Raw genomic sequence first — 13,963 nt, 5'->3', positions numbered from 1 at the left:
GTCGCTCATATGTTGTTAGAACTTGATTTTGTCTGCGTCCATCAATTCTTTCATCACTTCAATAACATCTTTATATAAATCTTCTTGTATGTATTCATCTGGATTCGTCGTATAGTATATGCTTCTGGCCAGCTGTCTATTCGTAATCATTGGCACTCCGTCCGTATCCGCCACCTGACGAATAAACAGAGCCAGCTCATCTTCCCCTTTAGCAAGCAATTTTGGTGCGTGATCTTTTGCTTTGTCATAGCGCATGACAACAGAAATGTGCGTCGGGTTGTTCACTACAAAAGTCGCATCGGCCATTTTTTTCGTAATCGAGCCTTGGAGAAGTCCTCGCGCAATGCTTCTTTGACGTTGTTTCACTTCTGGACGTCCTTCTGAATCCTTCATTTCATCTTTAATTTCTTGTTTAGACATCCGTAACCCTTTTTTATAATCATAGCGTTGGTAAAAGAAATCAAGCAGCCCAATCACAGCGATGACTAAAAACAAAGCTAGAAATTCATTTTTGAATAAAGCGAAAATTTGACTGAGTGAGTATAGCCAATTTTGACCGGTATAGCTAATAAGTGTATCTAAATGATCCCGAAAGCCAATATAAGCCACATAAGAAAGTAATGTAATTAACAGTAATGCTTTCACAACCTCGACAATTCCCTTTACACTAAAAACACGTTTGAAATAATTCGCTGGATTTAGTCGTTTGAACTGAGGCTTCACTGCTTTCGCGGAAAATAAAATTCCAACTTGCACCGCGTAGTTCATCAAGCCAAAAATCACAACCATCACCATAATTGGCATTAAGACTTTGCCAAATTCCATTAAATAAAACAAACTATAACTTTCCATGTTTGCAAGCTTTGGCGGCTGTTTTAAAAGAGCAACAAATGCTTGGATGGTGTTTTTAATAAACATTTCTCCAAAAAAATACAGAAGCCCAGCTACAATCAGCAGTGAAAAAGCATTATTCAGTTCTTTACTTTTTGCCACATTACCTTCGTTTCTAGCTTTCTTAATGCGGCGTGGCGTTGCTTTTTCCGTTTTATTATCCTTTGCCAAGCTCGGTTCCACTCCCTACTTTTTCAGTAAATAATCAAAAAACGACACATATTGTTGAATCATCTCATCTGTCAAATTTTTAAAAACCGTACTCAAGATAGGAACTGCGCACGCAAGAATGAAAATCCCGAATGTAATTTTTATAATAAACGCATTCATAAAAATATTGATTTGCGGAGCGCTCTTTGAAATAAAAGCAAGAATAATATTAACGATAAAAATACTACCCATAATCGGGAGCGCAATCGAAACCGCAGAAGCAAGCGCAAAACCAAGTGTCCCGAGCAGTAAATCAATAAACCCTTTTTCAAATAAAATTGAAACCGAAGCCGTAAATTCAAACGATTTCATTAAGTAAAAAATCAAGTAATCCATTCCTTGAAGTGACAAGAATATCACAACAAAAAAGGTATCTAAAATCGCAGCAGTAATTGAGTTTTGTGTTCCATATGAAGGATCAATTAAGTTTACTTGCGAAAATCCTAAATCGTAATCAATCATAAAACCTGCCATTTTTGGAATAACCGCGATAATTTCTACTAACTTTGCGAGTGCTAATCCAAATACCACTTCAGATGTTACCCGGAGTAGCAAATCAGGCAATGTCGTAATACCAGAAACATCAACCCCAGTTGCAACAGGAATAGAAATCGCCATCCCGAACACCACTTTGACACTGTTTGGAATGTTACGCCCTTTTAAAAGCGGAAAGAAAAATAAAAAACTAGCAACACGGCTAAAAACAATCACAACAGCAAGAAAAAATTCAAACTCCATGTTTACACCCTAATCATCAGGGGTAATTTGGAAAAGATTCCTACAAATAAATCCGTCATGTGTTCAAACATCCACGGTCCAAGAATAAAGAGCGCGACTACAAAGGCAACTATCTTCGGTAAGAACGTCAGCGATTGGTCTTGAATCTGCATCATCGCCATCAAAATCGCTACCACAATCACTACCACGATACAAATCAGCGACACCGGCAAAATAAGCGCCAGCCCACTATAGAAAAAATCTTGAAAAATTTGCGTAATTGGCGTTAAATTCATTTTGCTACTCCCTTAAAAGTGAATTGTTTGAAAAATCATGTTGGTAATCAGTCCATATCCGCCAATGAAAATAAAAACAAGAATCTTAAATGGTAAGCTAATGGTCATCGGCGGCACCATCATCATCCCAAGATACATCAATAATGTACTAACAATTAAATCTATAAAAATAAACGCCAAGTATATAAACATCCCAGTTAAAAATCCTTGGGTGATCTGTGTCAAAATAAAAGCAGGCATTAAAGCCATTAGCGGCGCATCTTCTTTTTTTGTAATCGGGTCTTCCCCTTCTGCTTTTAACATCATATTAATATCATGCTTATATGTATTTTCTGCAACATATTTAGTCAGAAGCGGCTTTGTCTCATCCCAAACTTTAGAGGCAGTCCATTCTTCTTTTTGCGACGGCTTGTAGACATCGTCATACCAAGCAGTAATCAGTGGCTGCATCATAAACAAAGATAAAAATAGCGCCAGTCCTACAAGTACTTGGTTGGGCGGTAAGTTCGTCGCCCCAAGGCCCTGTCTAGTCAAACCGAGGACAATAATACAGTAAGTAAAGTGTGTGAACATTAATACAATCGAAGCGGATAAAGAAAGAACCGTAACTAGAACAAAAAGCGCTACACTAGAATTAACTCCGTCTGTCCCATTTACACCAAGTGAATCTAGCCAACTTTCAGCATGTACATTTACACCTGGCCAAAAGAAAATTAATGAAATTGCAAAAATAACAACAAAAGATACTTGAAATACTCGTCTAGAAGCTATTTTACGCATTTTCCTTAGTCTCCTCTTTCAACAGTAATTCTCGGAAAAGTGCTTCATTTTGATCATTTTTTCCTTTTAATGACACTGTTCGAATATCATTATTAGAAATAATAGCCAAAACTTTTTCACCTTCTGCTTCAAGTAACACTGCACGTAATTGATGAGAGATTAAAAGAGTGTCTTTCAACTTTATTAGGTCATTTTCGCTTTTTCTCGTGCGATTTGCTTGCTTGTTTTTCTTCACTAAAAAATAAGAAATTCCCGCAAGTACTGCTAAAAGTACAATAATTTTAAAAAGTGATAAAAAATATTCCATTCAAGTAAGGTAAATTCACCTTTCACTCCCTTCATCACATTACAAAAATAAATCATTTTTTCAAAATATATATCAATAAAGTGTTTTTTGTAACTGCAATATAAAATTTTACACCAAATTCAGAAAAAATCTATACTTTTTTTAAAAAATGAAATTGAGGATAAAAATAAAAAAACAGCCAGTGTAATAGCTGTATCAAAGGAAAACTTCTCATTATTCGATTTATATTTTTCTATTTAACTCAAAAAAAGGTTCTTCATACCCAATCCTTTTGACCTACTCGCGTTCCCTTTACACAACTAACATATATTGTTATTATAAAAATAAACAGAAAATCAATAATACTATAGGATAGAGAGGTATGTGATTGTATGCCTAAATCAGAAATAAGAAAATTACTTCGAGAAATTAAAAAACAAGTAGATAATCCGGGGAATTCGTCTACAACCGAAATCGCAAAAATGGCTTCAGAAGCAGGCATTAACGAACAAACTGCCGAAGAGATCTACCATTTACTCACTGAATTTTATCAAGCCGTTGAAGAACACGGTGGAATCGAAAAATATATGCATTCCAACATCAGTTGGTTAAAAATCGAATTAGAACTACTTTCCGCATGTTACCAAATTGCTATTTTAGAGGATATGAAAGTACTCGATATCTCAGAAATGCTCAGCCTAAACGATTTGCGGATTTTTCCTAAGACACCAAGCCAATTACAAAACACTTACTATAAATTAAAAAAAGAGCTTATTCAGGTAGAAGATATTCCTAAAAACAAACCTGGAAGAAAAAGAAAAACACAAAAAAATACGAAAAAAGAAAAAACCAACATTTTTGGAAAAGTTGTTCCAGCTGAATTCAAAGCGCCGACATCCATCAAAGAACAAATCAGTTATGATAAATCACGCGAAAAGAACTTGGTTGATTTACTTTCCGGTGTTAAAAGCAATGTGCAACTTTTAAGCGAAAATCAGGGCGAAGAAAACAATGTATATGACTTACTTAAAAGCATTTACTCGCTCTCTTCTCTTGCCGTACAAAAAGAAGAACTAGACAAAAAATACCAAGACTTACAAACAAAATACCAAGAATTAGAACAAGAAAATTCTTATTTAAAGCAACAAAATGAAACAATGACAGATTCGTTCCATACACTCGTTTTACAAGTAGCTGATTTCGCTTATGCCAGTGACTTAGAGCAAATCCAAGCACTGCCGCTTTTCAGCCAGCAACTTGTTGTAACCCTCAATCAACTCGGGGTTTTTAAAGAAAATTATAAACAAATGTGATTTAAGGAAAGGGTGGCACAATGTATATCGAAATTTATACAGTAAATGGTGAATCAATTCGTCTTGATGACGATGCAAAAATTAATAACATCAGCATCCATGAATTATCCAAAGCAGACTTAAAACAACTTTTTAATGAAAAATGTATTGAATTAACGAAATATGATTTAACTTATTTTATTAATACAAATCAAGTTAATTGGTTCCTTGTGAGCGAAGGAATCCATTAAAAAAATGAGCTAGGAAAACTTCTCCTAGCTCATTTTTTAATTTAAATATCAAATTGACTATAGCTATCTCCGTATTGATTTGATCCATCACTTTCAAGGCACATAAATATCAACATAATAAGGCCACCAACAAATGGAATAAAATCTAGGAAAAAGAAAAAACCACTTTTGCCAGAGTCATGCAAACGTCGAACCATTAAACTAATTGTTGGCACTATAACTGCTAACATGTAAAGAAATAATAAGACAAGCACAATTACCGCCGCAATATTACTCGCAAGACCAGTTCCTCCAAGCAAACTTCCAAAAAATCCAGATATACCCAATATAAAAGATAAAAAGTAAAGTACTGCAAAAATCATTCCATTCCAGAGCACTACATACCAGTAAGCCGACCGGGATGCACGACCTTCAAAGTTAAAGTAATTCTTCCAAAATGATTTATAAGCTTCTAAAAACCCCATATTTCCTCCTATGTAATTAAATTTGATATTACTCTAAGAATAAACATGGACAATACAATATACAAGCTCATAAGACAAAGATTCATAAAATAGACACATTTCTATTTTCGATTAAAATTAAGTCTATTGACCTAAGCCTTTAAACTCATTAGAAATTAAAATTTCTGCTTTTAACTACAAAAACGAATAAAAATTTACATAAAAAAACATTCTTTATGATTGCAAAGGTAGAAAGTAGTTTCCAAAAAAAATACTCTTAGTGGCTGCTTACAACCGCTAAAAGTATAAAAGGGAGTTTAAGGTAAGTAAGACAATCCATTACAAAAAAGGGAGAAAAAGTAATGGCATTGTCGTTGCTTATGTTTATATAATACCCGCCTCACTAAAACTAAATCATTTTTTTGTATTAAAATTAGATGACGAATTTAACCAAAATGCAACAGAGCAAAGTATGCATCTAGCACCTACTAGTAAATTGAAAAATCTCTTTAACTAAATTAAAACACTTGGAAAGCCAGACATAAAGTCTAGCACTCCAAGTGTGTTTTTTTATAGCTTTAAGATTTTTTGTGGTTCTTATACCATTCTTCTGCTTTCGAGGTGGCAATAGGTATAGCTCGATCTTCCGGATATCCATCTTTGAGTAAAGCATTACCAATCTCAATAGCTTTTTCGCGTTCTGATTTTTTTAGGTTTTTCCATGAATTTGGATAATCGTCTTTAGTCCATGGCATGGCTTATCACCTCGCTTTTAATTAATTGGAGCTCCACCAGTGATTCCATAAACTTGACCAGTTGTATAACTAGCTTCATCAGATGCCAGTAATACATATGTGCTTGCAAGTTCTGCTGGTTGACCGGCTCTTCCTAATGGTTGATCTTGTCCAAATTCTGGAATACTATCTTGTGGTTGTCCCCCAGATATTTGTAAAGCTGTCCAGATTGGTCCTGGCGCCACAGCATTAATTCGAATACCTTTTTCACCTAATTGTGCTGCTAAACTTTTCGTAAGCGAAATTAAACTACTTTTTGTCATTGCATAATCAACAAGGTGTGCACTTGGCTTAACTCCTTGAATGGAAGAAGTTAAAATAATACTTGCTCCCGCTTTTAAGTAATTTAAAGCCTCTTGAATTGCAAAAACAACTGAGAATACATTCACTTCAAATGTATCGCGTAATTGTTCAGCTGGAAGTTTTTGAATGTCTAATTGATATTGTTGCAACCCTGCATTTAACACTAAAATATCTAAACCGCCCAGTTCGTTATACGCTTTTTTCACTACTTCCTTAGCAAAACCTTCTTTTCGTAAATCGCCTGGTAATAGGACACATTTACGTCCAGCATCTTCTACAATGGTTTTGACTTCTTGAGCATCTTTTTCTTCATCTGGGTGGTAATTAATCGCCACATCAGCGCCTTCTCTTGCATAAGCAATAACTGCAGCTCGACCTATACCCGAATCACCGCCAGTTACGAAAGCTTTTTTACCAGTTAGTTTGTTTGCTCCTTTATAACTTAATTCACCGGTATCTGGTACTGGTGTCATTTCACTTTCAAGTCCAGGATATTCTTGTCGTTGTTTTTCAAATTTTCCTGCATAATATTTATTTAATGGATTTTCGTTAGTCATAATAATTCCTCCTATATTTTTGCAACGTAACCCATTACTAAGTAGGCAACGAAGATAATTAAAATCGCCAATATAAGTATCCACCAGATATTAGCGCCTAGTTTTCTTTTCACTTTTTTATTTCCCATTCTACATGCCCCCTTTACTATATGTTGTCTTCCCTCATGCCATTCAGCTAAAACGTAAAAAACATAATTGAAAAACAATTGTAGTATATTTGAAAAAAAGAGAAGGCATCATTTGGAGAGGTTTTCCAGCTTAGTCGTTTATTTGATATATCTAAAGCTAAACAAAAAACGTTATCTAAGACTGTCCCGTAAAGGAATAACCTTAGATAACGCTCCAATAGAATCATTTCATTTCTCACTAAAGTCTGAAACATTCTACCTCTATAAAGAACACTTAGGTTCTAATAATATTGAAATCGATATTATTGAGATTTAAATTTATTTTAGGAACAGTCAACAAATTATCGAAAACGACTCATTAAGTTGCTCTTTTTTATCATTGATTTTCTACTTCTTTAATTTCTTCTTTATAAGTGTCTAATGCCTCTTCTTGTACTTTATTAATCTCTTCTTCCTGATTATCACTATCATCACCATATAATTCCGTTTCTTTTTCACTATCAACATTCATTTTTCCGTAATTAACTCCTACTGGAACATAATATTTGTCTTCTGGGTCATAAGTTAAAAACAACATATAGGTTTCATTATTTTCCATTTTTTCATAACCAGCAACATGATAAGTCGTATTTGTTTTTTCGTCATGCCCTTCATTTTCATATATTGGTATAATAGTATCTTCAGCTAAGCTTTTATTAGTATCATTTTTTATAACTTGTGCTATCTTAAAATCAGACATTCTATAAACAGCTAAAACCCCGCCTTCTGTATCGCGATCAACTTGGGATTGGCCTCGCTTATTCAGTGAACCAATAACAATCACGTTACTTGCTTTACTAAGTTCTTCTTCGCTATCAAAACTATCTGTCTTAGCCTCCGCAGCCACTTCCTTATAAGGTTTTGGCTTCATTTTCTGATATGTCATATAACCTCCGATACTTAATAAAAGCACTACTATAATTCCAAGTATCGTAAATTTTTTTCTATTCATAACAAGAACCTCCATTTAAAATTAGTATTTAGCATTTATACCTTTTTTATCATCAGCTAACGGATACGCTTTTTGATTAAAATTTAGAGCTCTCATAACTGATACAGAATTATTTTTACTTTGAGTATGTGATAAGCCAAGTGTATGTCCAACTTCATGTACAACAGTTTCTCTCTTGTTAGCTGCGCTGGTATTTTTAAAAGATTTATAATAAATTATTCTTGCACTTTGTTTAGTTGTATAATACGTTGTAGCATATGTACCAGTATTTTTATTGCTATAGAAGTTTTTTATTTCTACACCAATACATGGGAGTTTAAGATAAGTAAGACAATCCATTATAAAAAAAGAGAACGGCACCCCGATCTCTCTTCAAAACTTCTATTAACTTCTAAGTCCTCGTCCTTTGTTAATAAGATACCAACAAATGGAGTAAAGTACGACACTAAATAATACAAGGATGGACATGGATACCCAGATGGAAACATCACTTACTCCAAGAAAACCATATCGAAATCCTGAAATCATATAGACAATTGGGTTCACTTTGGAAATGGCTTGCCAGATTGGCGGTAACATCGAAATTGCATAAAATACGCCGCCTAGATATGTTAACGGTTGTAATACAAATGTTGGCACAATCGACACATCATCAAATGATCTAGCAAAAATCCCATTAATCAATCCAGCAAGTGAAAATAATATTGCAGTCATTAAAAGCGTAATAATTCCAAACACCCAAGAATGAATGTGTAATGGTACAAAAACCATGGAAATAATCGTAACAAGCGTACCTACTAAAACACTTCTTCCAATCCCACCGATCAAAAATCCCCAGATAATGATATGTGTAGGGACTGGAGCAACAAGAATTTCTTCAATATTTTTCTGAAACTTTTGTGAGAAAAAGGAAGAGGATACATTCGAATAAGAACTCGTAATTACGGACATCATTATCAGCCCCGGAACGATATATTCCATATAAGAAAAGCCGTTCATCTCACCAATACGATTGCCAATCATTTTCCCAAAAATAATAAAGTAAAGCGAAGTTGTAATGACTGGTGGTACAAGTGTCTGCACCCAAATTCGCATATAACGATTTGTTTCCTTCGCAGCTAGACTTTTTAACGCTGTGTAATATAAATTAAACATGTTTCTCCCCCACTTGATGTTTTTCTTCTGTAATTTTCAAAAATAGTTCTTCGAGTCGATTAGATTTATTTCGCATCGAAAGCACTTTTACGCCACGCTCGCTTAATTGTTCAAAGATATGATTAACTCCTTGATTACGTTCAACTTCTACAGACAAGGTTTGCTTATCTTCAAAAACATGATTATAGCCAGTGATTTCAAAAGTTTCTTCATACGGTTCTAAATCAAATATAAACGTTTCAAACTGCAATTTAGAAAGTAAAGATTTCATACTAGTATTTTCGATAAGTTCTCCAGACTGGATAATACCGATATTACGACAAAGCATTTCTGCTTCTTCTAAATAATGTGTTGTCAAAATAATCGTCGTACCACTTTCATTTAATTCTCTTAAAAACGTCCACATCTCACGACGAAGTTCAATATCAACCCCAGCAGTTGGTTCATCTAAAATAAGTAGCTTTGGTTCATGCATTAAAGCTCGCGCAATCATCAAGCGACGTTTCATCCCGCCAGAAAGCATACGTGCACGTTCATGACGTTTTTCCCATAAATTAGATTGCTTTAAATATTTTTCACTACGTTTGATAGCTTCCTTACGAGAAACACCATAGTAACCAGCTTGGTTTACAACAATTTGTTGAACTGTTTCAAACGGATTAAAATTGAATTCTTGTGGAACAAGACCAATTTGCTGTTTAGCCCGGACGATATCTGTATCTAAATCATAGCCAAATACGTTCACTTTTCCTGATGTTTTATTTACAAGCGAAGTAATAATACCGATAGTCGTTGATTTCCCAGCACCATTAGGACCAAGTAGTGCATAAAAGTCCCCTTCTTCTACTGTTAAATCAATACCCCGTAATGCTTCGACTCCTGTGGAATAGATTTTTCTTAACCCTTTTATTTCGAGTGCATAAGTCATGTAATTGCTGTCTCCTTATAAATTATGATTCCTTTATTTTAGCACTTATTTACCAATAAGAAAAAATAATCGTCTTTCCACTTAAATGAGCGCAAAAAGACGATTATTTTTTGAATCTATTTGCTCATCGTTCTTTTAGATACTCCTAATATTAGCAAGAACCAACCGACGACAAAACAAACGCCACCAATAGGCGTAATCGCGCCTAAAACGGTCACTTTGGAAATACTTAATACATACAAACTACCAGAGAAAAACACAATTCCGACTGAAAATAAAATCGCTGCCCAGTTGTAAAGTCGACTAGTTTGTTTTTCCATTAATAATCCAATGATCAAAATGCCCACCGCGTGAAACATTTGATACTGTACCCCTGTTTCCCAAGTGCTCGCATAACGTCCAAGTACATCTTTTAAAGCATGTGCACCAAACGCGCCAAGTAAAACTGCTAGCCCCGCAAAAACGGCACCAGTAATAATAGTTTTCTTCATGGTTACCCCCTAAAAATCAAGCAATGAGTCTCCATTTGCTCCGTCTTCTAATTCTATTTTTTTACCATCCATACTTGCGATTTGAGCTGGTTCAGATGTTGGTAAAGTTGGTATAGCCATTCTTTCCACTTCCGCGCTTCTTTCATCGCCCGTTTTTGCAAGTTGAACAAGTAGCATTAAACCATGTAAATGCTTATCTTGATTTACTTTTGTTGTTGCTGCTCTTGCTTTCGCTAATTCACTTTCCATTTGTTCAAAAATCTTTGCATCTGAAATAATCATTTTTCTGCAACCTCAATCGTTTTTATCACCCGAGCTGGATTTCCTGCAACAACGACATTATCAGGAAAACTCTTCGTTACTACAGCCCCAGATGCCACCACTACATTATTTCCTAATTTTACACCTGGATTAATAATTGCACGACCACCAATCCAAACATTGTCGCCAATTTCAACAGGTTTGCCAAGTTCTAATCCACTATTACGTTCTACTGGGTCAAGTGGATGTGTCGCTGTATAAATATGAACACCCGGTGCCATCATACAGTTGTCACCAATATGTACTTCGCAAACATCTAAAATCACGCAATCAAAATTAGCGTAAAAGTTTTCGCCAACATAAATATTAGAACCGTAATCTACTCGAAAATCTGGTTCGACATACACATTCTCTTTTGTTCCGCCGAATAGACGCTTCAGCACGCTTGCACGAGACTCTGAATCCATTGTATCGTTAATCTCTCTGCAGAACTTACGCGCACGACTTCTTCCGTGTACAAGCTCTCTGTCGCTAGGATCATACATTTCTCCTGCAATCATCTTTTCTAGTTCTGTCTTCATCCTGACACATCCAATCCACGTTTTATTCTTATCTATTATAACCAAATGAAAGACAGAAATATAGTAAAGTAACCGCTCCTTTAAAAAAACTACGCGCAGCTACCTTTTGTGCATTTTTCGTAAAAAAATGATATTCTAGTGAAGTAGGTAAAATTGGGGAGGAATTTAATATTATGATTAAAGTTATTGCTTCAGACATGGATGGCACACTACTTAACTCTGATATCGAGATTGCACAAGAAAACGTCGAGGCAATCGAAAAAGCCCGCGCCAAAGGAATTCATTTTGTTCTTTGTACCGGACGTATGTATGACGATGCGATGGGGTTAATTAATAAAGTTAATTTATATGCACCAGCAATTTGTATGAACGGAGCAGAAATTCGTGATGAACACGGAAAAATAATTTTACAACATCCAATTGATCGAAACTTAGCAAGAAACACATATAATACGCTGACTGAACTAGGAATGTATACAGAATTCTTCACTGATATGGGACCAATTACAACTGACAAAGCCCGTGGCAAAGAATTCATGATTGAAATGCACAAACGTATCCACCCAGACGTACCAGCAGAAGCAATTATGGATAAAGTTGAAGAACGTTTTGAATCTAAAGACGTACATGAAATACCTGATGTAGAACGCATTTTAGGTAATAAAAATTTGACGATTCTTAAATTTATTTCTTTCTCTTCTGATAAAGATATTCTTGCAAAAGCGAAGAAAAAACTGGAAAAAGAATCTGACCTATCTGTTACATCTTCCTTTTCCGATAATATTGAAATTACACATCGCGAGGCACAAAAAGGTATTTCTTTACAATATTATGTAGAAAAACTAGGCGTTACACTGGATGAAACCTTTGCAATTGGAGATAATATGAATGATATCTCTATGTTAAAAATGGCTGGTTATAGCGTTGCAATGGGCAATGCGGAAGAAGAAGTCAAAGATTTAGCAAAACATGTAACTCTTTCTAATGACGAACACGGGGTTGCATCAGCTATCTATAAAATGTTAGAAACAAATGACTAAAGTTTATTTTTAGGAGGAAACATTAATGACAATCAAAAAAACATTAACTATTGCTGGTTCTGATTCGAGTGGTGGCGCAGGTTTACAAGCAGATTTAAAAACATTTGAAGAATATGGCACATACGGTTTTAGTGCAATTACAACCATCGTTACAATGGATCCAGATAACAACTGGGCGCATGGCGTTACTCCAATAGATGCACAGCTTGTACGCGAACAACTAAAAACAATTCTTTCTGGCGGTCCTGTTGATGCAATGAAAACAGGTATGCTTGGTTCCATTGACATCATTAAAGCAACACGTGAAGCTATTGACAAATACGATTTAAAAAATGTTGTTATTGATCCCGTTATGGTTTGTAAAGGCGAAGACGAGCTTATCCAGCCTGAAAACGCGGAGGCTATCCGCGACCTATTACTACCAAAAGCAACCATCACCACACCAAACCTATTTGAAGCAGGTCAATTATCTGGTCTTGGCAAATTAACTACATTAGATGATATGAAAAAAGCCGCGAAAAAAATCATTGAACTAGGTGCTAAATATGTTGTTATCAAAGGCGGAAAAGCCCTAGAAAGCGATAAAGCAATCGACTTACTTTATGATGGCAAAGAATTTACTGTTTATGAAGTAGAAAAAATCGCTCCAAGCCATAATCACGGTGCTGGTTGTACTTTCGCAGCAGCTATCACCGCTGGACTTGCAAAAGGTCTAACCGTAGAAGAAGCAGTTGCAAAAGCAAAAGACTTTGTCACAGCAGCAATCAAAGGTGGATTTGCACTAAACGAATTCATCGGGCCTGTTTGGCATGGCGCTTATAATAAAGCTGAAAATAGATAATATAAAAAGCGTAATATACGAAAGATTTCTCTCTATATTACGCTTTCTTTATGCCTAATATGGTATAATTGCAAAAATCTATTTAATCTTTTCGTTATTTCTAATAAAAATATGGTTAATAGTAAGTCAATAAAATTCAATTTTTTATGAGGAGGAAATATCAGCATGAGCAACATATTCAACGAAATTGGACATGTCAGTACAGAAGGTGGCCCCATTTTAATTGGTGATTATAAAGTTATAACTAAATGGAACGGAATTGACACGGATGATTATGACAAGCTAATCGAAACACCAGAAGAGGATTTCATGTATAAAATAGCAGATAAGACTGTGGCTGTTTGGAACCCAGAAGGTGGTTCATTTATTGGCATTCATAGTAATCATCAGGATAAATTCACATTCATAAAATCATATACTAAATATGAAGATGACTACAAATATATTGGTGCTGTGGGTCGAAACGAAGAAATTATAGGAGACGTAGAAATATTTTCAAACACGCTACTTATTTTATATGCACCTGAATCCGGTGTTTTATTAGAGCCTTTAAAAGAGAACTCAATTACAAGATTAAAAGGTGATTTAGCTTTTGAAGAATCCGTACTTTCTATACCCGTTACTAATGGCACATACCGCTTAGTTACTGATTTTGTATTTGGCTCAGAAACACTATATCAAGCAAAGCGTTTAGTGATAACAAAACTTTAAATCTTTATAAGAATCT

The 13,963-nt window shown here is 35.0% G+C and carries 20 protein-coding genes; 5 read left to right on the top strand and 15 right to left on the bottom strand.

What is annotated here, in order from left to right; translation table 11 throughout:
- Positions 1-15: 15 nt before the first annotated feature.
- Genes flhB through LWE_RS03285 form a run of 5 tightly spaced genes read right to left on the bottom strand, consistent with a single transcriptional unit; the run spans position 16 to position 3,201 of the window.
- Complete coding sequence (gene flhB, locus LWE_RS03305) at positions 16-1,062, bottom strand: flagellar type III secretion system protein FlhB (RefSeq protein ID WP_011701490.1); 1,047 nt, start codon at positions 1,060-1,062, stop codon at positions 16-18.
- A 15-nt stretch (positions 1,063-1,077) separates the two neighbouring features.
- Complete coding sequence (locus LWE_RS03300; protein WP_011701489.1) at positions 1,078-1,839, bottom strand: flagellar biosynthetic protein FliR; 762 nt, start codon at positions 1,837-1,839, stop codon at positions 1,078-1,080.
- 2 nt (positions 1,840-1,841) lie between these two features.
- On the bottom strand, positions 1,842-2,114 hold the full coding sequence (locus tag LWE_RS03295; protein ID WP_003721797.1) for a flagellar biosynthetic protein FliQ: 273 nt from the start codon (positions 2,112-2,114) through the stop codon (positions 1,842-1,844).
- Between the two features lie 12 nt (positions 2,115-2,126).
- Positions 2,127-2,894 (bottom strand): flagellar type III secretion system pore protein FliP, encoded by a 768-nt coding sequence (locus LWE_RS03290; RefSeq protein ID WP_011701488.1) that lies wholly within the window; start codon positions 2,892-2,894, stop codon positions 2,127-2,129.
- Positions 2,887-3,201 (bottom strand): hypothetical protein, encoded by a 315-nt coding sequence (locus LWE_RS03285; protein WP_011701487.1) that lies wholly within the window; start codon positions 3,199-3,201, stop codon positions 2,887-2,889. Before LWE_RS03285 ends, LWE_RS03290 begins: the two co-directional genes overlap by 8 nt.
- Positions 3,202-3,572: 371 nt before the next feature.
- On the opposite strand from LWE_RS03285, the gene mogR reads away from it, so the two are divergent.
- Both mogR and LWE_RS03275 read left to right on the top strand, forming a co-directional pair.
- A complete protein-coding gene (gene mogR, locus LWE_RS03280; protein WP_011701486.1) occupies positions 3,573-4,493 on the top strand; it encodes a motility genes transcriptional repressor MogR in 921 nt (306 codons plus the stop codon).
- A gap of 20 nt (positions 4,494-4,513) precedes the next feature.
- On the top strand, positions 4,514-4,723 hold the full coding sequence (locus tag LWE_RS03275) for a lmo0673 family protein (RefSeq protein ID WP_011701485.1): 210 nt from the start codon (positions 4,514-4,516) through the stop codon (positions 4,721-4,723).
- 41 nt (positions 4,724-4,764) lie between these two features.
- On the opposite strand, the gene LWE_RS03270 is transcribed toward LWE_RS03275, so the two are convergent.
- The 10 genes from LWE_RS03270 to LWE_RS03230 form a co-directional block, all read right to left on the bottom strand.
- Complete coding sequence (locus LWE_RS03270) at positions 4,765-5,187, bottom strand: DUF805 domain-containing protein (RefSeq protein ID WP_011701484.1); 423 nt, start codon at positions 5,185-5,187, stop codon at positions 4,765-4,767.
- A gap of 557 nt (positions 5,188-5,744) precedes the next feature.
- Positions 5,745-5,921, bottom strand: a complete 177-nt coding sequence (locus LWE_RS14360; RefSeq protein WP_011701483.1) for a DUF2188 domain-containing protein — start codon at positions 5,919-5,921, stop codon at positions 5,745-5,747.
- Between the two features lie 17 nt (positions 5,922-5,938).
- Positions 5,939-6,823 carry an SDR family oxidoreductase gene (locus LWE_RS03265; protein WP_077904741.1) on the bottom strand — a complete coding sequence of 295 codons (885 nt, stop codon included), beginning with the start codon at positions 6,821-6,823 and terminating at the stop codon, positions 5,939-5,941.
- A gap of 501 nt (positions 6,824-7,324) precedes the next feature.
- A complete protein-coding gene (locus LWE_RS03260; protein WP_011701481.1) occupies positions 7,325-7,939 on the bottom strand; it encodes a hypothetical protein in 615 nt (204 codons plus the stop codon).
- Positions 7,940-7,960: 21 nt separating this feature from the next.
- Positions 7,961-8,299 (bottom strand): matrixin family metalloprotease, encoded by a 339-nt coding sequence (locus LWE_RS03255; RefSeq protein WP_231845340.1) that lies wholly within the window; start codon positions 8,297-8,299, stop codon positions 7,961-7,963.
- 24 nt (positions 8,300-8,323) lie between these two features.
- On the bottom strand, positions 8,324-9,094 hold the full coding sequence (locus LWE_RS03250) for an ABC transporter permease (protein ID WP_011701480.1): 771 nt from the start codon (positions 9,092-9,094) through the stop codon (positions 8,324-8,326).
- The gene (locus tag LWE_RS03245) at positions 9,087-10,022 is read right to left on the bottom strand and encodes an ABC transporter ATP-binding protein (RefSeq protein ID WP_011701479.1); all 936 of its coding nucleotides are present in this window, start codon (positions 10,020-10,022) and stop codon (positions 9,087-9,089) included. Before LWE_RS03245 ends, LWE_RS03250 begins: the two co-directional genes overlap by 8 nt.
- A gap of 116 nt (positions 10,023-10,138) precedes the next feature.
- Positions 10,139-10,513: a DUF423 domain-containing protein gene (locus LWE_RS03240; protein ID WP_011701478.1), complete on the bottom strand. Its 375-nt coding sequence runs from the start codon at positions 10,511-10,513 to the stop codon at positions 10,139-10,141.
- A gap of 9 nt (positions 10,514-10,522) precedes the next feature.
- A complete protein-coding gene (locus tag LWE_RS03235) occupies positions 10,523-10,795 on the bottom strand; it encodes a YwdI family protein (RefSeq protein WP_011701477.1) in 273 nt (90 codons plus the stop codon).
- Complete coding sequence (locus tag LWE_RS03230; RefSeq protein ID WP_011701476.1) at positions 10,792-11,355, bottom strand: maltose acetyltransferase domain-containing protein; 564 nt, start codon at positions 11,353-11,355, stop codon at positions 10,792-10,794. Before LWE_RS03230 ends, LWE_RS03235 begins: the two co-directional genes overlap by 4 nt.
- Positions 11,356-11,528: 173 nt before the next feature.
- Here LWE_RS03230 and LWE_RS03225 point away from each other — a divergent pair, with 173 nt between their 5' ends.
- From LWE_RS03225 to LWE_RS03215, 3 genes are all read left to right on the top strand, one after another.
- A complete protein-coding gene (locus LWE_RS03225) occupies positions 11,529-12,395 on the top strand; it encodes a Cof-type HAD-IIB family hydrolase (protein ID WP_011701475.1) in 867 nt (288 codons plus the stop codon).
- Positions 12,396-12,420: 25 nt separating this feature from the next.
- A complete protein-coding gene (pdxK, locus tag LWE_RS03220; protein ID WP_011701474.1) occupies positions 12,421-13,236 on the top strand; it encodes a pyridoxine/pyridoxal/pyridoxamine kinase in 816 nt (271 codons plus the stop codon).
- A gap of 165 nt (positions 13,237-13,401) precedes the next feature.
- On the top strand, positions 13,402-13,947 hold the full coding sequence (locus tag LWE_RS03215) for a hypothetical protein (RefSeq protein ID WP_011701473.1): 546 nt from the start codon (positions 13,402-13,404) through the stop codon (positions 13,945-13,947).
- The last annotated feature ends 16 nt before the right edge of the window (positions 13,948-13,963 follow it).

The sequence above is a fragment of the Listeria welshimeri serovar 6b str. SLCC5334 genome (assembly GCF_000060285.1).
GTDB lineage: Bacteria > Bacillota > Bacilli > Lactobacillales > Listeriaceae > Listeria > Listeria welshimeri.
The sequence above is the reverse complement of the archived record's forward strand: the minus strand, read 5'-3'. Positions and strand labels throughout refer to the sequence as shown.